The organism is Nostoc flagelliforme FACHB-838 (assembly GCF_014698065.1).
In the GTDB taxonomy this organism is placed as follows: Bacteria; Cyanobacteriota; Cyanobacteriia; order Cyanobacteriales; family Nostocaceae; genus Nostoc; species Nostoc flagelliforme_B.
On sequence record NZ_JACJSI010000020.1, the window covers coordinates 77,608 to 99,625 of the forward strand.

Annotated in this window: 20 protein-coding genes and 1 pseudogene; 11 read left to right on the top strand and 10 right to left on the bottom strand. The window is 41.9% G+C overall.

Annotated elements, in window-relative coordinates; genetic code table 11:
• Positions 1 to 166: 166 nt before the first annotated feature.
• Complete coding sequence (locus H6G97_RS12910) at positions 167 to 1,627, bottom strand: TM0106 family RecB-like putative nuclease (protein WP_190940991.1); 1,461 nt, start codon at positions 1,625 to 1,627, stop codon at positions 167 to 169.
• Positions 1,628 to 1,756: 129 nt separating this feature from the next.
• On the opposite strand from H6G97_RS12910, the gene H6G97_RS12915 reads away from it, so the two are divergent.
• From H6G97_RS12915 to H6G97_RS12945, 7 genes are all read left to right on the top strand, one after another.
• The gene (locus tag H6G97_RS12915; RefSeq protein WP_190940992.1) at positions 1,757 to 2,950 is read left to right on the top strand and encodes an aminotransferase class V-fold PLP-dependent enzyme; all 1,194 of its coding nucleotides are present in this window, start codon (positions 1,757 to 1,759) and stop codon (positions 2,948 to 2,950) included.
• A 35-nt stretch (positions 2,951 to 2,985) separates the two neighbouring features.
• Positions 2,986 to 4,068, top strand: a complete 1,083-nt coding sequence (locus H6G97_RS12920) for a glycosyltransferase family protein (RefSeq protein WP_190940993.1) — start codon at positions 2,986 to 2,988, stop codon at positions 4,066 to 4,068.
• A 153-nt stretch (positions 4,069 to 4,221) separates the two neighbouring features.
• Entirely contained in the window at positions 4,222 to 4,635 is a 414-nt protein-coding gene (locus H6G97_RS12925; protein ID WP_190940994.1) for a secondary thiamine-phosphate synthase enzyme YjbQ, read from the top strand.
• Positions 4,636 to 4,926: 291 nt separating this feature from the next.
• Positions 4,927 to 5,676, top strand: a complete 750-nt coding sequence (locus H6G97_RS12930; protein WP_190940995.1) for a hypothetical protein — start codon at positions 4,927 to 4,929, stop codon at positions 5,674 to 5,676.
• Between the two features lie 173 nt (positions 5,677 to 5,849).
• Positions 5,850 to 6,638: a Nif3-like dinuclear metal center hexameric protein gene (locus H6G97_RS12935; protein ID WP_190940996.1), complete on the top strand. Its 789-nt coding sequence runs from the start codon at positions 5,850 to 5,852 to the stop codon at positions 6,636 to 6,638.
• Between the two features lie 227 nt (positions 6,639 to 6,865).
• Positions 6,866 to 7,084 (top strand): hypothetical protein, encoded by a 219-nt coding sequence (locus tag H6G97_RS12940; protein ID WP_190940997.1) that lies wholly within the window; start codon positions 6,866 to 6,868, stop codon positions 7,082 to 7,084.
• A gap of 583 nt (positions 7,085 to 7,667) precedes the next feature.
• Positions 7,668 to 7,979 carry a DUF6679 family protein gene (locus H6G97_RS12945; protein WP_185580559.1) on the top strand — a complete coding sequence of 104 codons (312 nt, stop codon included), beginning with the start codon at positions 7,668 to 7,670 and terminating at the stop codon, positions 7,977 to 7,979.
• Positions 7,980 to 8,025: 46 nt separating this feature from the next.
• Here H6G97_RS12945 and H6G97_RS12950 read toward each other — a convergent pair whose 3' ends face one another.
• The 7 genes from H6G97_RS12950 to H6G97_RS12980 all read right to left on the bottom strand — a co-directional run bounded on the left by H6G97_RS12950 (position 8,026) and on the right by H6G97_RS12980 (position 14,440).
• Complete coding sequence (locus H6G97_RS12950; protein WP_190940998.1) at positions 8,026 to 9,696, bottom strand: MBL fold metallo-hydrolase; 1,671 nt, start codon at positions 9,694 to 9,696, stop codon at positions 8,026 to 8,028.
• Positions 9,697 to 10,444: 748 nt separating this feature from the next.
• A complete protein-coding gene (locus H6G97_RS55355) occupies positions 10,445 to 10,822 on the bottom strand; it encodes a DUF29 domain-containing protein (RefSeq protein ID WP_338421680.1) in 378 nt (125 codons plus the stop codon).
• A gap of 148 nt (positions 10,823 to 10,970) precedes the next feature.
• Entirely contained in the window at positions 10,971 to 11,270 is a 300-nt protein-coding gene (locus tag H6G97_RS12960) for a hypothetical protein (RefSeq protein WP_190940999.1), read from the bottom strand.
• 172 nt (positions 11,271 to 11,442) lie between these two features.
• Complete coding sequence (locus H6G97_RS12965; protein ID WP_190941000.1) at positions 11,443 to 11,829, bottom strand: endonuclease domain-containing protein; 387 nt, start codon at positions 11,827 to 11,829, stop codon at positions 11,443 to 11,445.
• A 268-nt stretch (positions 11,830 to 12,097) separates the two neighbouring features.
• Positions 12,098 to 12,574 carry a hypothetical protein gene (locus H6G97_RS12970; protein ID WP_190941001.1) on the bottom strand — a complete coding sequence of 159 codons (477 nt, stop codon included), beginning with the start codon at positions 12,572 to 12,574 and terminating at the stop codon, positions 12,098 to 12,100.
• A gap of 87 nt (positions 12,575 to 12,661) precedes the next feature.
• A complete protein-coding gene (locus H6G97_RS55915) occupies positions 12,662 to 12,814 on the bottom strand; it encodes a hypothetical protein (protein ID WP_422394181.1) in 153 nt (50 codons plus the stop codon).
• 168 nt (positions 12,815 to 12,982) lie between these two features.
• On the bottom strand, positions 12,983 to 14,440 hold the full coding sequence (locus H6G97_RS12980) for an efflux RND transporter periplasmic adaptor subunit (protein ID WP_190941002.1): 1,458 nt from the start codon (positions 14,438 to 14,440) through the stop codon (positions 12,983 to 12,985).
• A gap of 915 nt (positions 14,441 to 15,355) precedes the next feature.
• On the opposite strand from H6G97_RS12980, the gene H6G97_RS12985 reads away from it, so the two are divergent.
• From H6G97_RS12985 to mutS, 4 genes are all read left to right on the top strand, one after another.
• Entirely contained in the window at positions 15,356 to 16,237 is an 882-nt protein-coding gene (locus tag H6G97_RS12985) for an Npun_R2479 family HD domain-containing metalloprotein (protein WP_190941003.1), read from the top strand.
• Positions 16,238 to 16,386: 149 nt separating this feature from the next.
• Entirely contained in the window at positions 16,387 to 17,502 is a 1,116-nt protein-coding gene (locus H6G97_RS12990) for an ABC transporter permease (RefSeq protein WP_190941004.1), read from the top strand.
• A gap of 152 nt (positions 17,503 to 17,654) precedes the next feature.
• Complete coding sequence (locus H6G97_RS56455; protein WP_242054913.1) at positions 17,655 to 18,212, top strand: AAA family ATPase; 558 nt, start codon at positions 17,655 to 17,657, stop codon at positions 18,210 to 18,212.
• A gap of 86 nt (positions 18,213 to 18,298) precedes the next feature.
• Complete coding sequence (mutS, locus tag H6G97_RS13005; protein ID WP_190941013.1) at positions 18,299 to 20,893, top strand: DNA mismatch repair protein MutS; 2,595 nt, start codon at positions 18,299 to 18,301, stop codon at positions 20,891 to 20,893.
• 54 nt (positions 20,894 to 20,947) lie between these two features.
• Here the strand turns inward: mutS and H6G97_RS13010 are convergent, their stop codons facing one another.
• On the bottom strand, positions 20,948 to 21,517 hold the full coding sequence (locus H6G97_RS13010) for a peptidylprolyl isomerase (protein WP_190941005.1): 570 nt from the start codon (positions 21,515 to 21,517) through the stop codon (positions 20,948 to 20,950).
• A 121-nt stretch (positions 21,518 to 21,638) separates the two neighbouring features.
• A pseudogene (locus H6G97_RS13015) lies at positions 21,639 to 21,905 on the bottom strand (copper amine oxidase); the annotation flags it as partial.
• Between the last annotated feature and the right edge of the window lie 113 nt (positions 21,906 to 22,018).

Here is a 22,018-nt window from a genome sequence, read left to right on the forward strand (position 1 = left end):
ATTTTCTTTGGTAAATCAACACGCGTTAGGAACGCACAGTTAGTTGTACGCCCCTACAAATAATACCAATGAAAAAAATAATGTGACAGCTACAAGTCTGGAAGTTCTTATTAAATTACGCTTTCTCAATTTTTAATTTGAAAACCTGGAAAAAATACTAAATTATTTAAGCTCGTCGCAAACCATATTCATCTTGGAAAAAGTTAACAAGCCAATCTTTGACTCTGTGGGTGGCGCGGCAGTCATCTTCGTTGTAGCGTTGGATAATTTCTAGTAAGGTGCGATCGCCTGTTTCTAGCCATTGCTCATACCAATAAATACACTTAGCACCACTAGCTTCTTTGTCACGCCACTCAAATCCTACCCAACGAGCGATCGCTTTCAAGGCATAGCTTTCTACAGGCAATGCTACACTTCGGGTTAATTGTTCATACACATCCACAAATCGATTCAGTACAGGACGCACTAAGGAGTGTGGAGTTCCGTAAAGTTTTGCTAACCGTTTGACTGTATCAAACTCGTAGACACAAAAATGATAAATTGGTGCTTCAGGATATTGCCAAACCAAATCCAAAAATTGCTGCCAAATTAATTCTTCGTCTTCTGGTTTGTCTGCTAAAAACGAATAAAACTGTTCTGTATTAGCTTGTCTATCAACGACCAAAACCCCTAAGAGATAATCTAAATCTAAGTCTGGCTGCGCCTCAATATCAAAATAAAGCTCTATGGGCGCTGTGAATGTAATATCTTCTTTTGGTAGCGGGTAAGGTAAGATTAAGGGTCGTTCTTCTAATGCAGATTGAGCTTGCAATACCAACTTGGGCGCTATTGCACTATCAAAACCAATCAGATTTTCTAAGTTGCTGGGACTGGTGTTAGCGAGAGATTCCAGGGTAGTAATGGCTAAGGCTTGGAGTTGAGTGTAGCGAATCGGTGTTACACCTGGTACTAGTGAGAGATGTTTTTCAGATTGAGCGATCGCATAACATTCACTATACCAATGGCAAAGATTGCACTTTTGTCGAGAAATAAATACCTCTGGCGGATTTGGTAATTCTAAAACTTGAATAAACTCCTCCAGAATCTGCTGCATTCGTGGCATCCATTTAAACAGATCCACCCCATAATTTGTATTTTTGGTTCGCAATATCAGCGAAGCCGTTTCCGGTGCAACTCCCTGCACTGCTGCCAGCGCTTGGACATGAAATGCAGCGACAACCTGATATTCTTGCTTAGGGCGCTTACCCAGTTCAATATTAGCCGGGACGTAGATCCAATCTCCAAAATCGGATTGTCCTGGTTGTTTTACGAGTAAATCTGGACGACTTAGCAGGGTGTATGCTTCAGAATAATTTGCTAACAGTACTCCTTTATAGATGTACTCAACCCCACGCTGCATCAATTCTAAAGTTTCCTTCTCTGCCCTTTCCCAGTTTCCATAAGAATATTCTGGTTGATGATAAGTCACATTTGCCAAAACACTCAACTGATGAGCGATTTTGTCCTGTTGCAGTTTCCGTAGCAACTCATTGGGAGCATCACGCTGACTTTTGTCACCGTGGATATCTAGAAAAGGCCGACGTTTACAACGTTGGTATTGCAGTAGGAGTTCAGCATTAATTAGCATCCTTTTAAGTTAACAAGAATTAGCACACTCTGGGAGTAACTCAGACAATTAATAATGGAGTGGGGGAGACGAGAGAGACGAATGACTTTTGACTAATCCAAAACCCAAAATCTAAAATCTAAAATTGGTATGACCAGTATTTCTGTCGCACAAACCAGGTTGCATAGCCATCGAGAGCAATTTCCGGCTTTAGCAAATAAGACTTATTTCAATTATGGGGGACAAGGGCCAATGCCCCAAAGAGCAATGGATGCGATCGCCCAAACTCAAGCTTATGTTCAGCAAATAGGCCCCTTTGGTAATGAGGCGTATCGCTGGATAGCACCCCAGACTCAAGCAGCAAGAGAAGCGATCGCTTCGGAGTTATATGCACCAAGTCAAACAATTACTCTCACACAGAATGTTACAGTTGGCTGTAATATCGCCATGTGGGGTATTGAGTGGCGTGCTGGCGACCATCTGCTGCTTTCAGACTGCGAACATCCAGGCGTAATTGCCACAACGCAGGAAATTTCGCGGAGATTCGCTGTGGAAGTTACGATTTGTCCTCTCAAGGCAACTTTAAATGAGGGCGACCCTGTAACTATAATTGCCCAGCATTTACGCCCCAATACCCGTCTCGTGATATTGAGTCATGTTTTCTGGAATACTGGTCAAGTTTTACCTCTTGATAAAATTGCCGAAGTATGCAGGAATAATCGTTCTTTTTTACTGATAGATGCTGCCCAATCTGCCGGTTTGTTGCCTTTAAACTTGACTGAATTGGGAGTAGATTTTTATGCTTTTACTGGTCACAAATGGTTATGTGGCCCTGCGGGTGCGGGTGGTTTGTATGTTCGGCCAGAAGCACGAGAAAGCCTGAAACCTACGTTTATTGGCTTGAATGGCATTACTGTGGATAATCAATCTCAGCCTGTGGATTGGCTTCCAGATGGGCGACGATACGAAGTGTCTACATTGGCTTATCCGTTGTATCTTGGGTTAAAGGAAGCGATCGCTATTCATCAGCAATGGGGAACGCCACAGGAACGTTACGAGCAAATTTGCCATAACAGTGAGTACCTCTGGCGACAATTGACGGCGTTACCCAATATTAAATGTTTGCGAACTTCTCCACCCGAAAGTGGTATTGTCTCCTTTCAACTTGAAAATAATCCACCTCAAGCTCATTTGAAGTTGGTGCAATTTTTAGACTCACAAAGGATATTAACTCGGACAATTGCCGATCCTAGCTGTATACGCGCCACTGTTCATTACTTTACTTTAGAATCCGAAATTGACTTATTGGTTGAGACGATTCAAAGTTTTTGCAAAATTAATTAAAAGTACAGACGCGATTTATCGCGTCTCTTGATCAAATGGAACGCCCAATCTTATATTTAGCCATAACTAACCACGGCTTTGGTCATGCTACTCGCACGGCTTCTGTTGCTGCAACAATTCAAAAGTTATGTCCAGAAGTTCTGCTAATTCTGGTGAGTACTGCCCCACGCTGGTTGCTTGAATGCTATATAGAGGGCGATTTTATCTATCGTCCCCGTGCATTTGATTTGGGTGTGGTGCAAACGGATAGTTTGACAATGGATAAAGTAGCGACTTTAGAAAAGTTGCTGGATATTAAGAAGCATCAAAATTCGCTGATTGCCTCAGAAGTGAATTTTATTCGTCAAAATCGCGTTAATCTTATTTTGGCAGATATACCCTTCCTCGCTCCTGGGTTTGCCAAAGCTGCAAATATTCCCTGCTGGATGATGAGTAACTTTGGCTGGGACTTTATCTACCGCGATTGGGGAGGTGAATTTACCGCAGTGGCAGATTGGATTAGTGATTGTTACTCAAAGTGCGATCGCCTGTTTCGTCTCCCTTTCCACGAACCAATGCAAGCTTTTAACAATATCACAGATGTCGGCTTAACAGGCGGTTCCCCCCGTTACTCTGCTGATGATTTACGTACTCTTTGGGGAATAACTGCACCAGTGGAAAAAACTATTTTGTTAACCTTTGGCGGTTTGGGTATACAGCAAATCCCTTATGATAACCTAGCGCGATTTCCAGATTGGCAATTTATCATCTTTGATCAATCTGCCCCTGATTTACCTAATTTAGTGAAAATTAATGACCGCAAATACCGCCCTGTAGATTTTATGCCTATTTGTGGGCGAGTGGTTTCTAAACCTGGCTACAGTACTTTTTCGGAAGCCACAATACTAGGATTACCAATTGTGACTATTCCGCGTGAAGATTTTGCTGAAGCAACTTTTATACTAGAAGGCATAACTAATTACAACCAGCATCAAATTATCACTCCATCTGAGTTTTTTCAAGGGACTTGGGATTTTCTACATGAGTTACCCCAATTACCAAAGATATCTCAACCAATTGCCAAGGATGGTAATGAAGCGATCGCTAATGCTGTTCTCAATTATTTACAGACAAAATAAACTTATTCAAATAACATCAATTAATAATGAAATCTCTCACAATCATAGATAAAGATACTTTAGAATAAAACATACTCAGTCTAACGAGCAATCAACAGCAGAATAAAAACAAAATCACGCAGATTGAACTGTCATCAATAATTACTGTTTCAAATGACTCACTACCAAAAGTTACTAAAAATTTTTACCACTGGCAAATCTTTTTATAACATTACTGCAAAAATTACAGCCGCAGTTGCAGAATCTGGGGTTGAAACTGGTCTTTGCACTTTATTTTTGCGCCATACTTCAGCCAGTTTAGTAATCCAAGAAAATGCTGATCCTGATGTTCTTGTGGATCTAGCTAATTTTATGGCAAAACTCGTCCCCGAATCAGGTAAATACATCCACGATGCAGAAGGTGCCGATGATATGCCGGCACATATCCGTACCGCACTCACCCATACTTCTGAACATATCCCCATTAATCGCGGCCACTTGGTACTGGGGACTTGGCAAGGAATTTATATTTGGGAACACCGCCAGCGTAGTCATTCCAGAGAATTAGTTGTTCACATTTCTGGATAGCCGATTCTCAAGTTATATTGAAGGTGCAGTTTTGTAGAGTTTAAATACTTTGGTTCTACTATCTACTTCTGGATAGAATATTCTAAAAATCATAGTGATATGCATTAAGTAAATTTTGCTTTGATAAATTCTTAATCACAATTATTGATGCAAAACTAATCAGACTATACATAAAATAATTTGTATATATTTGTGAATTGAAAAGTTAAGTTTATTTGTGATTATTAAGAAATCACTTTACTCTGCTATATACTAATGTTTAGTATAAGCTGTTGGGCTGTTTCAAATCCTATGAATAAAAAACTAACACAAAGCCATACTTTTCAATTTATTGATGAAATCCTTGCCCAGCAGTCTGTTAAATTATTGTCGTTGAGTCCCCAAAAAACATTAATTACCAGCTTTACAGAATTGGAAAATTTGATTGTGGAACAAAACACCGACTTTCAAATTATCACAGCTATTCAAGAAACTCTCGAAAATATAGTCCGTACTCAGTTGCAAAACTTTCCAGAAAACATATTTTGGGATTTTGATTTTCTTGTAAGTAGTATGCTTAGACAGGCTTTAACCGCAGATGAGGGCGCTATTCCTTTCTTAAAAGTTTTTGGTGAAAAAATGATTTGCCTAACGAAGATGTTCGGAAATAAAACGGACATCCGCTTTCGTTATGTCCATGATTTTATCTATGGCTTTGAGTGGGCAAGATGGGTACAAAAAGAGCCGCAAAATCGCGCACACGTAGAACCTTTTAGTCTTGTTTTTTTTGATTATTTGCTCGCTAAAGGTAAGGAGCTTTTACAACGTATTAATCACGGTCAGGTCGTATCTTACAAGCTGTGTGAGACAGGCTACCGCAACCCCTTTACCTTTTCTCGTGAACCAGAAGATGAATACCGTCTGCTAACTTGTCTTGCTGAAGAACAACTTATTCCAGTCGCAGTATGGAACTGGAATGCTAGCCCTGTGTGGAATAAACCTTTCCAAGAAATGCGCCAGCAATTAGCATTAAAATTAAATATTCAACCACAGAGACACTGATATAAGGATTCAGCACTCACAAATCAGAATTTTATCATTCCTGATTCTTTAATTATTCTGGTTCCTAAATTCTTACACAGTGATAATAAATTCAAAATTAAAAAATAGAAACTTTTAAAAGGCTAGTATTTAACTACTTGCTGCATATAAAATAATTTGCTGGAAATTATAGTATGAAAATTGCTGATTTAATTACTTGGTTTGAAGCATGGGCGAATCCCGCTTGGTGTGAAAGTTGGGATAATTGTGGCTGGCAGATTGAACCAGGAGTTTTGCAGGAAAAAGCACGGGTTTTAGTCTGTTTGACACCAACTTTGGCGGTAATGCAGGAAGCGATCGCTCTGAATGCTAATCTAATATTTGCCCATCATCCCTTAATTTTTAATCCTCTCAAATCTTTACGCACTGGTGAAGCGATCGCCGAAATGGTACGGTTAGCTTTTACCCACAATATTGGTATTTACACTGCCCACACGAATTTCGACCAAGTGCAAGATGGGACTGCTGATGTTTTAGCTCAAATTTTAGAACTTAAAGAAGTCACTCCCATAGAATCTACACAAGCAGGATTAGGATATGGTCGTGTTGGCTTGCTAGAGCCATTTCTGACCTTACAGGAATTACTAGCAACCATTCAAACCCGACTTGCTCCCCCTAATTTGATTTTTTCCCCAACTGCTGATTTACAGCAAACAATTTCACGAGTTGCCGTTTTGGGTGGTTCGGGGGCTAGTTACATTTCAGCCGTCGCCAAAACTGGTGCCCAAGCTTATCTCACTTCTGACTGTAAATTTCATCAGTTTCAAGAAAGCCGCGATTGCAATCTCATTTTAATCGATGCTGGACATTACGCTACCGAACGCCCGGCTTGCGATCGCTTGGTGCAAAAATTCCAGTCCTTAAATCTAGACTGGGTGCAATTAAGTCAAAAAGATGAGGATTTCCGCCAGTTTTTTGCTTGATTAGCGATGTTTAAGCATATTTTTTCGCTGCTTCGGGAAAATTTTTTTATTAATATTTTTGAACAAAAATCAACACCCTGCTCCTCGCCCCCTTAACCATTGTTGTGACAAAAATCACTATATATGTGTAATGTTAATCACATAGTATTAATGTTCCATATCAATTAGTAATAGAAAAAAATACTCCACACTAGACCTAATAAATTGCTCACTCTGCCCTAATCAAGATGATTCGCACAATCATTGCATCTGCTTTTCAAACTGGGTATCTTAGTGTTGAATCTGAGGGGTTACTCCAGCAAGTGCTAGCCACTAAATGCTATCAGTCAGAGGATTTGCCAGACCTCGCAGCCTTATACGATGCAGTTCGTGCAGGTCAAATCAAACGAGAAGCTTCCTCGTCAAGCGTGCTAATGGAATTTCCCCTACCGTATAAATCTTGCTGATATCCCTCTAGGATAAGCAGAGGAAAATTTTTCATAATTTTTCTCTTTCCTCTATGCCATTTTCTGAGTCATAATTAGGCAAAAACCTTAAGAACTCAAAACTATTTGGGTGTTATTGTTGAAAAGCACTAAGGTCAGCGAGAGAATGAGTTAAGATCAGATACAAGTGGGTAAAAGTAAAGCCAAGTCCCCAGACTTCTCAGTAATGCCAATGAGTAAAAGTAGGCAAGTTAAACAACCGCAATCAACGATTGTTTTGGAGTATTATTTATTACATAATGGTAAGAATGAGTCACCAACAGATATAAACCTGGGTAGGACAGGTACCGAATCGTTTGACTTCTATGAAGCAAACATTCCCTAAAATGAGCCGGAGGGAGATTTAATGGATTGCTAGAGCAACTATTGACTGATGACCTAACATTTCCTGATATTTTGACAACTACGGGCAAGTTTTGGGATTGGGTCATGAAGCGTACTTGTTCTCAAAAGTGAAATTAATCTCTTAAAGGTGTAATCTAATGGGGTAGAACCCAGATTTTGACAGGTTTAACTACGTTGTTTAAAAAGGCAGAAACAATACATGCTACACCGCAAGATTTATCAACTCTGTTGCGATGGGCGCGAGGTATGTGTTTTCTTGCGGGACCAGCAACGCTGGATTGAACGCGCCCGCATCATAGACATAGAGGGAGACTTAGTGACCCTACGCTATGAAACAGAAGAAGAAGACGAAGTTTGTTCTTGGGAAGAAATGGTTCGCCTCGAGAGCATTGGTGCTGTAACCCAAAAATTGGCTTCAGTACCACGCGGTAATGTGGAACCTCTGATGACTGAAGATTGTCCTGAAGCAGAGCGCATCCCCAACCGTTATACTGACTCGAATCCAGAATAACCAGTGCTGAGTGCTGAGTAATAAATCCTAACTCAGTACTCTGCCTTCAGGACTCAGGATTAGATAAACCCTCAAAAGCAGGGCAGTAGCCTTCGAGAGTTACCTTAAAGTTATACAACGGGGAAGCTGGATTCCAACACCGCTGCCCCCTTTGATGTCGGCACGTACCACAACAGTCTACATCTGTCCATGTATAGCGATCACTATTTTGGTTGAGCAGTTCTCTTTGAGACAATCCCCTTAATACTAGTTCTTCCCCTTGCCAACGAGCTTCAATTAAACCAGTATCGGCAAATTGCCGCCAACGCGGATCAGCAGTAATCATATTGGGTAGGCTGATTGTGATTACTGTTTCCAACTCTGTCAGCTCACCTTCGTAGTTAGTCTCTGGCGCTGCCGGCTGTAAAAATGTATCGCCGATGGGCAGTTCTACTAAGGTTTCAGCCGCCGGAGAATGTATATGGTAGCGATTTTGTAACTCCTCTAAGCTAGTCAGGTCTGCTAAGTAGGAAGGCGAACCGTGGACAAAAATGACGTGCTGGGGTCGCAAATTATGAATTAGCTGCGTAGTACCAGGGCCATCACTATGTTGAGCCAAGAGATAGGTTTCAATAGTGGTAGGTGCTAAATATTCTTTGTTAACTTTTATATCAATTTTTTCTGGTAGGAGAATTAGCCAAGGCCCGGTGTCTAGTTGGCAGTGTTCACCTAAATCAGATGTCGAGTCGGTGAGGACAATACAAGGGGACTTGCCCACGGTGGGACGATGTTCTGCTTGTAAACGACGCACACGGGGACGCACCCGTTCATCCCAAAACAAGGGTTGATGGCGGGCGAAGTTTTGTACGGATGGGGGGAGGTGGGGTAGCAGTTCTAGGTACGCATCGCAGCCAGTAGCGACAGCACCATCTACCCAAATATCTAAATCTCGTCCGGTAAAGTGGTGATGCGATCGCAAGAGCATTAATAATTCTTGACCCAATCCTAAAGCCGGGGTGGGAAGGATCACAGAACAATGGTCAGCGATCGCGCGATTAATTCGCTCGGCTAGTTGATTTTCTTGGTTGCGGCGGTGAGGATGACGGGATGTGCCATAACTACCTTCAATGATTAGCACATCCAAGTCTAAGTTCCGCAATTCCTCTAAACGCAAACCTTCTACTAAGCGGGAATTGGACAGGAAAAAGTCACCTGTATACAGTAATTTGTAAGTACGCTGCTTGGTAGTGTAGGTAAGGAGAATTGCAACTGCCCCTGGTAGATGCCCTGCGGGAAATAATTCTGCCACCAAACCATCTTGCAATTCTATAGGCGATCGCAACGGCAAGGCATGACAAAATTGAGAAATTTCTTCAGGGTTTTGGTCTAGCCAATTTAGCGGCAGTAACTTGCTAGTCACCTCACTACCATAAATAGGTAACTTGGGAAAAGCTTTATGCAGTGGCAGTAAGCCTTTGGCGTGATCTGGGTGAGCGTGACTAATTAAAACCAAATCTGCTGGTAGGGGCGAACTAGCTCCACGTACCGGCTTAGTAAGCCCCTTAGCCAGCGATGAAATATCCTCCAAACCGCAGTCTAACAATATGCGGTGTGGCCCCATCTTCACCAATAAACACACGCCCTCATTGTCATGTTGGACACTATAGGGCAAACATTCTAATTCACTACCCGCTTCCGCAGCATCTACATTAGAGGATGCCGACAGATTATCCCTCATGCTCTCCTCCCCTCAAACCTCATCATCATGGACATATCCCAAAAGCCAAAAGTTACAAAAATTTTGGTTTTGTGACTTAGGGGTAAGTTTTATCGTGCGCCCCTACACCCTGAGAATACAGATTTTTGATTGGGGAGGACGCCTCCACCGAACCCGCACTGGTTCGGAAAGGTGGGCTAACGAAAAGCCATCAAGCTAGTAACTTAAGGAGTCTGGCTCTTGTTTATTTTTTCTTTGCATCTGAGCTATTTTAGTCAACTCACCCTATAGCAAGTCGCCAAAGGGTCTACAGACTTATCTCAATGTGCGGAGCCATTGCCGTGATAGTTATCTGAATCATAGAATCCATTTTTCGTGCCAAAGAATAAGCACGAAAGCGTAAATATAACTGTTAATCCGGCTAGAATCAGCTTTACATCCATTTGTTTGCTGCCCTTTAATCGAGACTTTCCTATATTAATTTAGTGCTTCCGCAATCAAACGGAATCACTAGAAAATCTTTACTATGCTTATATGGATTGGGCAATAGGTAAATTTACCGCAATCAGTTCAGATTGTAGAACCTTTCGGTTCACCTGTCTATCTATCTAGATGTAAAAGAACATGACAGCAGAAGTAATTTTCTACAGCCCGTAAAAATCCTCATCTAGAATCTGCTCAATCGAAAAAGGACAAACGGTAGGATACTCACTTTCTTGGGGTATGCGAATTCCAAACTAGCTAGCTTACGAGCATCTGGGTAGGCTTTTTACACCGCCTCTACCAGAAAACTTTTGAGAGAAGGAGTATCTGTCAAATTATTGATAACTCGCTGACGATGTTCAAGTATGGAGCTATACCAGCTTCCTTTGATGTTATCAGGGATATCATACTGAACGTGTAACTTGAGTAAATGTGCTAACAAAATTGTCAGATTGCTTTTGAGCGCATTTTTTTCTGCTTTACCCAAATCAACTAGTTCCTCAATCAAATGCTCAATTTTGGCTTGCTGGTTATTGAGGACTTCTGTTAAATAGTTGGTGCAGGCTTGGGCGTAATCAGCACCTTGAATTTTGGCATCTTTGGGGAGTCGCGGCTGACGGGAGATGAAAAACTCTTGAATTTGTTGTTGCTCAAGGGGCTGCAAGGAGTAGGGTGAAACAGAAAAGGAAAAAGAGGGAGAGCTTGTTAGTGTGGCGAGGAGTTATGAGCATAAATCAGTGCAGGGTGGCAGATTACACGTGGCTATGGGTATAATATCAAGCTTGCAATTCCTAATTCCTGATTGAGAGTCTTTAATACTTACTCACGAGTATCAAAGACTCATTAACGAAGTTTTGAGGTTCATCGGCGAGGCTTTGAGGTTCATCGGCGAGGCTTTGAGGTTCAGCGACGATGCTTTGAGGTTCAGCGACGAGGCTTTGAGGTTCAGCGACGATGCTTTGAGGTTCAACGACGATGCTCTGAGGTTCAGCGACGATGCTCTGAGGTTCAGCGACAAAGCTTTGAGGTTCATCGGCGAGGCTTTGAGGTTCATCGACAATGCTTTGAGGTTCATCGACGATGCTTTGAGGTTCATTGATTAAAAGATACATCTCGTTTTGCAAATCAGGAGACTCTCAATACGATTCGGTTAAGATGCATAGTTATTGGAGATCCCCCTAAATCCCCCTTAAGAAGGGGGACTTTAAGAAGTTTTCTCAGTTTTTTGAGATTCGCCTAAATCCCTCTTAAGAAGGAGGACTTTAATTCCGGTTCCCCCGTTTTTTAAGGGGGGTTAGGGGGGATCATCTGCTGTATCTGGTTACACACACTATCAAAGTGATTTAAAACTTGACTATTTGTAAACCTAATAATCTTTAAACCATAGCCTTCCAAAATGTTTGTTCTCTCCAGATCGTAATCTTGACCTTCATCTGTAAAATGGCTATCCCCATCAATTTCAATCACTGTTTGTAAAGTAGGACAGTAGAAATCAACTATGAAATGATTAATCGGTCGTTGTCTTAAAACCCGATATTGAAAATTTCTCAAATATTCATCCCATAGCTTTTTTTCTGCTGGGGTCATATTTTTACGAAGTTCTTTCGCTCTTTCTACAAGCTTTGGATTGTAAGGTAAATGGTGATTGCTGCTATTGAGTTTGTTTGTCATATTTTCTAGTGTTTATACCCCCTACCCAATACTGCGTGGGTTTTGGTGCATAGTCATTCGAGATACCCCCTAACCCCCCTTAAAAAAAGGGGGAACCGGAGTTAAAGTCCCCTTTTTTAAGGCAATAAATATGGTTCAGTTAACGTTTAGATCCCCCCTAACCCCCCTTAAAAAAGGGGGGAATCGGAGTCAAAGTCCCCCTTTTTAAGGGGGATTTAGGGGGATCTCAAAGTATTAGCTACATCACTAAAGGCTTTTTTAAAAGCCTTTAAGAATCGACAGCAGCTTTAACCGATTTACTTTTAATAGCTTTAAACCGTTCACCCAACTGTTGAGCAATAGTTTTTAACCCTGGAGTTTTCTTAGCAGCTGTCTTGACGTAATCATAAACTGTCAAACTGCTACCCATTGCTTCGCTACCGACTGCCATTAGGGTATCATCTACCTGTTCTGTCAGTTGTTGCAGTTTAATCAACAGTTCGGTGAGGTTAGCAGCTAGTTGGTAATCCCGCACAAATTCATCTAAATCAAAACTGGCTGGCAAAATATCTCGGTTAGATTGGGCAGCAATCAGGCTATTGTTGACAAAAGCTAGTCTTTTATCACCCATCTTAAATAAGTTGCGTCGTTCTTCTGCACTCAGGGTAACAAGAAAAGGTAACTTTGCTTCAATCGTCGCAAAGGCTGCTTTAATTTCTTGGATATCTGCTGCGGAAAGGAAGGCGGTAATGTTTTGATATGCCATTGGATATTTACTCCGGTGAATGTGTTTGTTATGATTCCCACCGATAAATGCGATCGCACAGTATTTAAGGAAGGGGGAGTAGGGAAATTAACCTCCCTGGTATACACATAAGTCGAAGACACTTCTACTAATCCAGCTAGCGATCGCCTTGCGAACATCATTGGTGGCGCGATCGCTATCTGTACCCAAAATAAAATTGATTGTTGTCTTAGAATTTCCATCGCTGACGGTGGAAATCATGTAATCGATATTCCCAACCCCGCGACGGCATCTTCAATTTTTTCGTGACTTGGGATTCTAGTTCAGCTAGCCCTGCGCCTGGTTGAGTAACTTTGATTAAAACTGTTGGGACATCTATATTATTTAGATTATTTGGATTAATATCAATCCCCAAATTCCCTATTTCCTTCAACTTGCAACTCGTACTTTGTCGCCATCTTTGAGGTATCCTGCACCATCAACGACGACGCGATCGCCTAACTGTAACCCACTCTTGATTTCCACTGTGTCGCCATTACCAGGATCTCCTAACTCTACTTTTTGGCTGCGGACTGTATTTTCAGCCGATAAGGTGAATACAATTACACTTGCATCTGCTTGGGATTGCACTGCTTTTTGTGGCACTACCATCCTCATCTCTGAGTTAGTAGTAATTGCAGCGTTAGCAAACATCCCTGGTTTAAATAAAGTTGTTGGCGGTAAGTCAATTTTGACTGTCGCCTCACGCCTTTGATCGTTGACTTGTGGTTGTATATCTTTGACTCGTCCTTGCGATCGCACACGGCGATCGACATCTGATGTAATTTGCACAGATGCACCAATTTTCACTTGATTGAGTTGAATTTCGGGCACCTTCGCCTGAAGTTCGAGTTTGTTATCTCGGATAATCGAAAATAGCTTTTGTGTGCCACCAATTACAGTACCCATCTGGGTTTGCGGTGGCACACCAGTGACATCACCGACTCTGGCCAGTTTTTCTGCGATCGTTCCAGAAACAGGGGCACGCACTACAGTTTGTCCCAACTGAGTTTGTAGTTGTTGCACCTTCGCAGCACTACTGCGGACATCAGCTTTGGCTTTATTGATGATCGCTTGGGCGTTAACAATATTGGCTTGGGCGTTAACAATATTGGCCTGGGCACTACGCACATTTTCTTGGGATAGGTTGACAACTTCGATGGCAGTTTTCACAGCATAAGAACGAGTATCGAGTTCTTGCTTACTAATAGTTCTAGAGTCGGCGAGTTGTTGATAACGCTGATAATTTTTGGCTGCTTCCTCTAGCCTTGCTTTAGCTTGAGCTAAATCTGCTTGTTTTTGCTGAACTATTGCTTTATTTGATGCTAAATCCGCCTGCCTTAATGCCAAATCCGCTTCTTTGGATTCCACATCTGCCTGTTTAGATTCCACATCTGCTTTTGCTTGGCTAATTTGGTTTTGCAGTATGGAACCATTTAACACCGCCAACACTTGACCTTTTTTGACAAAAGCTCCTTCTTTCACATTTTCGGAGATACTTTTGATTTGTAAGCCGTTTGTCTGTGGTAACACTGGAATTAAATCACGCGCTGCTACAGTTCCAGTAGTTTTAAGAGTACGGACAACAGGGGCAGTCTCTACTGTGGCGATGGTGACTGTCATCACTGGGTTAACTTTTTTATCCGCTACCGCGCTTTGTTGACGGGATGTGAAACGACTTAATACCCCCATGCCACCAACAGTGATCGCAATTCCTAAACCAGCGCCCAAGAATAATGGTTTCAACCATACCCTGGTTGGTTTTTGATCTGATTTGCTCGAAACGCTAGCATCTTCATAGGTTAAAGCTTCTTTCACCTCTACTTCTGAAACACTTTCGTCGTTCACAGTCGCACCTCCACTTTCTGTCTATACATCCCAATCTGGCTATTTTCTTAAAAAAACTTGAAGTTTATTTACTTCATCTCAACTATGACGTATTTCATAGTAAATGCCCTTCAGATACGTTAGTATCTAATGAAACTCTTAAGCAACGAGTAATTACTAAGAAAATTTCTTAAAAATATTTATTATGATAAAAAAAATTATTTTATCTCATCTAGCTGCTTTAGGTCACATATAATCTGTATTTAGATCACTGCCAATCAAGCATTAGATATGAAAAACTGATAAAACTAATCTAGATTTATCTAATTAAAATTTGAAAGCAAGTGTATTTTAATATACAAAAACTTTGTCTCTTTACGCAACATAATAATTCCTCTCAAACCTAACGGCACTAAGTTAAGACACACCCCTTGCCCTGGCTGCTTCCTAGCCTTCAAGCTTTTAACCGATCCTGCGAGATTTCGCCTTAAGTGATTTGATCAGAGGCAGCAGCCCTCTCGGAATATATTCCCAGCCTAAAAAGTGGAAACGAGGCAACACAAGACTTTGGGCTTATCTTAGTGCCATTCCTCTAAAGCTTTTGTCTTGCCTGAGAAAGCCATCCACATTTAATCCAGGTATAGGTCAAGCTAGCGTCTACAGCTACACGTGAGTTACAAAAGAGCAAACTCCATTGCGCTAATTCCAGTCAGAGGTTGTTTAAAAAGTCTAGCGGTGTATCAATATCCTCCAAACAACCCTAAAAAAGGGGGAATAACCTTCTCAAAGTCCTCCTTTTTTAGGAGAATCTAGAGTTTTGAATACCTCCGCCACCACTTTTCAAACATCTTCCAAGGCTAGCCCTGATTATGGAATTTTGAAATTCATCAATCAATAAAATCGATAAATAATTGGTATTTACCAGAGTAAACAGATATGTTCAATGCCACTGAAATCTTAATTGATGCCTTTGTAAATGAAATTCGAGAAGGCTACCGTCGTACTTATGGCTGCTTCAAAAATGATTATCAGGATATTATCGCCTGGGCTGGTAACATGGCCTTGGAAAACATTGCCAATAGTGACGCTCTTTATCACAATGTTGAGCATACCGTCTTAGTCACCCTAGTGGGACAAGAAATCTTACGTGGTAAACACATTAGGGAAGGCGGTGTTTCTAGTGAAGATTGGTTGCATTGTATAATTTCCTTAGTGAGTCATGATATTGGCTACGTTAAGGGAGTTTGCCGACAAGACCGAGAAGGAGCAGGCTTATACTCCACAGGTAAAAATGGGAAAATGATTTCTGTCGCTCCTGGGGCTTCTGATGCCAGCCTAACGCCATATCATGTTGATAGAGCCAAACTTTTTATTGATGAGCGTTTTGGAGGTCACAAGTTAATAGATGCTGAGGCAATTAAAAGCAATATTGAATTGACTCGATTTCCCGTACCTGCGGCAGAAGATCATCAAGATACAAAGTGCTTTGCAGGGTTAGTACGTGCTGCTGATTTGATTGGTCAACTAAGCGACCCACGTTACCTAAAGAAAATTACTTCTTTATTTTACGAGTTTGAAGAAACTGGTGTAAATAAGGTTTTGGGCTATAAAACCCCTGCCGATTTACGCAATAACTACGCTAAGTTTTATTGGAATGGTGTATATCCCTATATCCAAGAAGGACTGCATTATCTATCATTGACACAACAAGGAAAACAAATTCTCGCTAATCTCTACTCAAACGTGTTTGTTGTGGAACACGAAAAACAACAAGAAGAACAGCAACGGTATTTAGAGAAGTTGGGAGTTGCGAATTAGAAGTTATTCAATTTTGGATTTTAGATTGTATCCTTCAGTCTAAAATCCAAAATTGACAGAGCTGGTAATTGAGAATTATTAATGATGGATTATGAATTAAGATAAAAGCTTAATAACTCATAACTCATAACTTATAATCCCTAACTATTATGGATTGGTGGCGACGACTTAAGAAAAATCCTTTGGCACGATTTGGGGCAATTTTGCTGTTAATTTTCTATATAGGAGTAATTGCAGCAGATTTCGTGGCTCCTTATGACCCCTATGCTTCACAGCCTAATGGTTCACTGCTGCCACCAACTAAGATACACTGGGTTTCTCAGTCAGGGCAATTTACCGGGCCGTATATTTACCCGACAACTCAGGGAGATACGAATTTAGAAACAGGCGATCGCCAACTCATTGTAGACTCGACAAAGCCCTCACCCCTGCGTCTATTTGTCTCTGGGCCGGAATACCAATTGTTGCAGATGAGTTTGCCATTACCTCCAAAATGGGATGAAGTCACAATCTTTTCAGGTATTCCCTTAAATTGGCATTTATTTGGCACAACAACTGGGGCAAAATTCAACATTTTAGGTACTGATGACCAAGGCCGCGACCAATTTAGTCGCCTGCTGCATGGTGGTCGCATCAGTATGTTTATTGGCATTTTTGGCATTATTATTACCTATCCCCTCGGTTTGCTCATCGGGGGAATTTCTGGCTATTTCGGCGGTGTAACTGATAGTGTCATTATGCGCTTGGCAGAAGTACTAATGACTTTCCCTAGTATTTATCTTTTAGTGACTTTGGGAGCAGTATTACCACCTGGTTTAAGCAGTACCCAGCGCTTTTTGCTGATAGTGGTGATTACTTCGGTTATTAGCTGGGCTGGTTTAGCACGGGTCATTCGAGGACAGGTACTATCAATTAAAGAACGAGAATTTGTGCAAGCGGCACGCGCGATGGGCGGGAACCCAATTTATATCATCCTCCGCCACGTTTTGCCACAAACGGCTAGTTATGTAATTATCTCTGCTACTCTGGCAATTCCCAGCTTTATTGGCGCAGAAGCGATACTGAGTCTTATCGGCTTGGGTATTCAACAACCAGATCCTTCTTGGGGAAATATGCTTTCTCTAGCTAGCAATGCTTCAATTTTGGTGTTGCAACCTTGGTTAATCTGGCCGCCGGCCGTGTTGATTATCCTCACAGTGCTAGCATTCAATTTACTTGGTGATGGGTTGAGAGATGCACTCGACCCCCGCAGTTTAAGAAGATAAGCAATACGCAGTAAGTTAACACAGTTTTTATCGGTGTTAAAGGTACAACTATATCTACATACTAGAAGCGATCACACCAAGGGGTAAAGAAACCTTGAGCGATCGCTTCTCTTAGGAGCTAAATTTAAGTAAGTAGAGTTTTGGAGTTGATCATGCTTAAGCAACTCATCTTAGAAAACTGGAAAAGCTTTCGTTATGCCGAACTTCCACTTGACCCGTTGACAGTTATAATTGGTACAAATGCAAGTGGTAAATCTAATGTGGTTGAAGCTTTGGAAGTTTTACAAATAGCCTTTACAAGAGAGGATATTAAACCAGCTTTAATAATCGACAAATCAACAACGCTGGTACTTCCTTTAGCTGCTGTTATAGAAACAGGTAATCACATTGCACAGGCTAAAACAGCAAATTCAGAAAGTAAACGTATAGCAGCTCATAAATTTGCTGAAATCATAACTTATGCAGCTGATGAAACTACACCTTGGGCTAAGTTCCGTGAGCAAATTGTTCTTTGGGAGGAAGAAGGATTAAAAGAATTAGCAGCTGAATTCCCCAATCAAGCTGTAGAAACTAGCATTGTCATCTTGGGTTGGCACTATCACCAAAAGGGTTTCCATGTAGAATTTTTGACTGATGATGACAAGCTAAAATCTCAGGAACCACCTCCGCCACAGCCACCTACGCGCCGTAGTAGCCGAACAAAAAGGTAAAATATCCTTGAGCGATCGCTATTCACCTTTCACATCACGTTATCATCGGATATTGTGGAATTTCCGTGCGTAACTCGATAGCATCTATGACCGCCTCTCACTCTGAAACTCCATCTACCAAACCCGACGCGAGTACTTTTATTTCCGACCATCGACAGGTAGACCGCAGCAAGCTAAGTCAAATGTACCTGCACTATGTCGAAACGAAGGATAAATATCCTCACGCGGTATTGCTGTATCGGGTAGGAGATTTCTTTGAATGCTATTTCCAAGATGCCGTAAAACTAGCGCAAGAATTGGAATTAGTTCTCACTAGTAAGCAAGCTGGAGAACAAGGACGGGTGGCGATGTCTGGTGTTCCCCACCATGCTTGGGAACGCTACGCGACGATGCTAGTAGAAAAAGGCTACGCGGTGGTAATTTGCGACCAAGTAGAGGATGCTTCTGAAGCTGCTGGGAGATTGGTGCGGCGAGAAGTAACGCGCATTCTAACACCCGGCACTTTGCTAGAAGAGGGAATGCTCAAATCAAGCCGCAATAATTACTTAGCAGCAGTAGTCATTGCCGCACATCATTGGGGTTTAGCTTATGCAGACATCTCCACAGGGGAATTTCTTACTACTCAAGGTAGTGATTTAGAACATTTGACACAAGAATTAATGCGCTTGCAACCTTCAGAGGTGTTAGTTCCGACAAATGCGCCTGATTTGGGTAGTTTGCTGCGTCCGGGAGAGACTTCGCCACATCTGCCGGAGTGTTTGCCACCATCATTTTGTTATAGTTTGCGATCGCAAGTACCATTTTCCCAAGGTGAAGCTAGACCTAGATTATTGCAGAAATTTAAGGTGCGATCGCTCGAAGGACTCGGTTGCGATCATCTTCCCCTCGCCGTCCGTGCAGCCGGTGGTCTTCTGGAATATCTGGAAGATACTCAAAAAGAAAACCCTGTCACCCTCCAGAGACTCCGCAGCTACACTGTCACCGACTACCTAATAGTTGACAATCAAACCCGCCGTAACTTAGAAATTACCCAAACCGTCCGGGATGGCACTTTTCACGGTTCCCTACTTTGGGCGTTAGATAAAACTAGTACAGCGATGGGTGGGCGTGCTTTGCGGCGGTGGTTGTTGCAACCGCTACTCGATATTAAAGGTATTCGGGCGCGGCAAGATACCATCCAAGAATTGATGGAAAATACGCCCCTGCGTCAAGATTTACGGCAGTTATTACGCCAAATTTATGACCTAGAACGCCTTACAGGAAGGGCGGGTTCTGGTACAGCGAATGCTAGAGATTTAGTGGCTTTAGCAGATTCCCTCTCACGCTTACCAGAATTATCCAACTTAGTAGTTGAGACGCGTTCTCCCTTCCTCAAAGCTTTGCAGAAAGTCCCAAGTGTGTTGGAAGAATTAGCACAGAAGTTACACGCGCATCTTGTAGAGTCGCCACCTATACTAATCAAAGAAGGCGGATTAATTCGTCCTAGTGTAAATCCCCTGTTGGATGAAAGAAAGGCGACCGTAGAAGCGGATCAACAATGGATTGCCAACTTGGAAGTTGATGAAAGAGCTAAGACAGGAATTTCGACACTGAAGGTAGGATTTAACAAAACCTTTGGTTACTATATCAGTATTTCCCGCACCAAAGCTGATCAAGTACCCGCTCATTATATCCGTAAGCAAACCCTGACCAATGAGGAACGTTACATCACCCCAGATTTGAAGGAACGAGAAGCCCGGATTTTGACGGCGCGAGATGATTTAAATCAGTTAGAATATGAAATTTTTACGGCATTGCGGGAAGAAGTAGCACAAGAGGCGGAAGTAATTCGCAATCTGTCTCGTGCAGTGGCGGCGGCGGATGTGTTGTGTGGTTTAGCGGAGTTGGCGGTACATCAAGGTTACTGTCGTCCTGAGATGGCGCCTGGAAGGGAGATAAACATTGTTGATGGTCGTCATCCAGTGGTGGAACAGTCTTTACCTGCGGGGTTCTTTGTGCCGAATTCGACACAATTAGGTCAAGAGTTATTAGCAGATGACCAAAAACAAATAACAAATGACAATCCCGATTTGATTATTCTTACTGGGCCAAACGCCAGTGGCAAAAGTTGTTATTTGCGTCAAGTGGGATTGATTCAGTTAATGGCGCAGATTGGTAGTTTTGTACCAGCTAGATTTGCCAGATTGGGAATATGCGATCGCATTTTCACCCGTGTCGGTGCAGTAGATGATTTAGCAACTGGTCAATCTACATTCATGGTGGAGATGAATGAAACCGCAAATATTCTCAACCATGCTACATCTAGGTCGCTGGTACTATTAGATGAAATTGGTCGTGGAACAGCAACATTTGATGGTCTTTCCATAGCTTGGGCGGTGGCAGAATATATAGCAGTGGATATTCGCTCACGTACAATTTTTGCCACGCATTATCATGAGTTAAATGAACTGGCTACCATCATACCGAATGTAGCTAACTATCAGGTGACAGTAAAAGAATTACCCGACCAAATTATCTTTTTGCACCAAGTTCAACCAGGAGGTGCTGATAAGTCTTATGGAATTGAAGCCGGAAGATTGGCGGGTTTACCAGCCGTAGTTATTCAACGGGCAAAACAAGTGATGGGGCAAATTGAAAAACACAGTAAAATTGCGATGGGGCTGCAAAATCTTGATGGATAAGCAAGTTCGCTTTGTAGTAAGGACTAAAGTCCTTACTACAAAGCGAGGTGTTAATTACTTCCGAAAAATTTCTACTTTTTGTAACACCACTTCTTGATTCGGACGATCTCTAGTTGTAGGCACATTAGCGATCTTGCTCACTATATCTAGACCTTCGACAACTTCACCAAAAACACTGTGTTTGTTGTCAAGGTGAGGCGTTGGTGCTTCTGTAATGAACCATTGCGAACCATTAGTACCGCGTCCGGCATTAGCCATCGACAGGATACCTGCACCTGTGTGTTTCAATTCAGGATGAAACTCATCCTCAAATTGATATCCTGGGCCACCAGTACCCCATCGGTTGGCTGTATCTAGATAACGACTCAGAGGATCGCCACACTGAATCATAAAATCAGGGATGACTCGGTGAAAGCGAACGCCATCGTAAGCTGGAGTTCCCTTACCAGATTGACCAGTTTTAGGGTCTTTCCAGTCGATTGTTCCGGTTGCTAGACCGACAAAATTTTTGACAGTGTTGGGGGTTCGCTCTTCTTCTAAACGAACTACAATTTCACCCAAGGAAGTAATTAAACGAGCGTGTAGCTTGCCATCACCGGGAATATTAATTTCTGGAAAATTCATGAGTTATCCTATGAATGAAAACTAGCCAGTATTTGACCTACGATAAGCTTATCAGCATTCAAGTTACAGGTTTACAGATTACGAAAAAACAGAACTAAGGAAACTTTAGAAAACGAATATTTTACTCTGGCAAATTTATCGCTGGATTCCGGCTAAAGAATCCTCTAGGAATTAGCTGAAATCCAACTCTGTGAACAGGCATCACCGGCCAATCCTCCGATCGCGGAATATGAGTTACGCCCATTGTGTACCACATCACGATATCTTCACCCAGCAAAGACTCATCGTCTGCAATATATTTTGGTAAACCCTGTCCAGGTTGAGTTTGGTTGGGATAATCGCCGCCAGCATAGAGTTCAGCAGGTTTATATTTTGTTACCCAAAGATGATCTGACTTTTCCCGTTAAGTCTTGAAATCCTTACTGGCAAAGGCTTTAAAAAACAGCGCCGCATATACGGTACAGTAATTAAAATTCGGTGCTAAAGGTGACAAGCAATGTT

Coding starts and splice junctions, on each gene's coding strand:
- H6G97_RS12925 (WP_190940994.1), top strand. CDS start 4,222: ATGACTCACTACCAAAAGTTACTAAAAATTTTTACCACTGGCAAATCT.
- H6G97_RS12960 (WP_190940999.1), bottom strand. CDS start 11,270: ATGTATCTTTTAATCAATGAACCTCAAAGCATCGTCGATGAACCTCAA.
- H6G97_RS12990 (WP_190941004.1), top strand. CDS start 16,387: ATGGATTGGTGGCGACGACTTAAGAAAAATCCTTTGGCACGATTTGGG.
- H6G97_RS12985 (WP_190941003.1), top strand. CDS start 15,356: ATGTTCAATGCCACTGAAATCTTAATTGATGCCTTTGTAAATGAAATT.
- H6G97_RS55915 (WP_422394181.1), bottom strand. CDS start 12,814: ATGATTTCCACCGTCAGCGATGGAAATTCTAAGACAACAATCAATTTT.
- H6G97_RS12945 (WP_185580559.1), top strand. CDS start 7,668: ATGCTACACCGCAAGATTTATCAACTCTGTTGCGATGGGCGCGAGGTA.
- H6G97_RS12930 (WP_190940995.1), top strand. CDS start 4,927: ATGAATAAAAAACTAACACAAAGCCATACTTTTCAATTTATTGATGAA.
- H6G97_RS12950 (WP_190940998.1), bottom strand. CDS start 9,696: ATGAGGGATAATCTGTCGGCATCCTCTAATGTAGATGCTGCGGAAGCG.
- mutS (WP_190941013.1), top strand. CDS start 18,299: ATGACCGCCTCTCACTCTGAAACTCCATCTACCAAACCCGACGCGAGT.
- H6G97_RS12915 (WP_190940992.1), top strand. CDS start 1,757: ATGACCAGTATTTCTGTCGCACAAACCAGGTTGCATAGCCATCGAGAG.
- H6G97_RS12970 (WP_190941001.1), bottom strand. CDS start 12,574: ATGGCATATCAAAACATTACCGCCTTCCTTTCCGCAGCAGATATCCAA.
- H6G97_RS12920 (WP_190940993.1), top strand. CDS start 2,986: ATGGAACGCCCAATCTTATATTTAGCCATAACTAACCACGGCTTTGGT.
- H6G97_RS12940 (WP_190940997.1), top strand. CDS start 6,866: ATGATTCGCACAATCATTGCATCTGCTTTTCAAACTGGGTATCTTAGT.
- H6G97_RS13010 (WP_190941005.1), bottom strand. CDS start 21,517: ATGAATTTTCCAGAAATTAATATTCCCGGTGATGGCAAGCTACACGCT.
- H6G97_RS56455 (WP_242054913.1), top strand. CDS start 17,655: ATGCTTAAGCAACTCATCTTAGAAAACTGGAAAAGCTTTCGTTATGCC.
- H6G97_RS12965 (WP_190941000.1), bottom strand. CDS start 11,829: ATGACAAACAAACTCAATAGCAGCAATCACCATTTACCTTACAATCCA.
- H6G97_RS12910 (WP_190940991.1), bottom strand. CDS start 1,627: ATGCTAATTAATGCTGAACTCCTACTGCAATACCAACGTTGTAAACGT.
- H6G97_RS12935 (WP_190940996.1), top strand. CDS start 5,850: ATGAAAATTGCTGATTTAATTACTTGGTTTGAAGCATGGGCGAATCCC.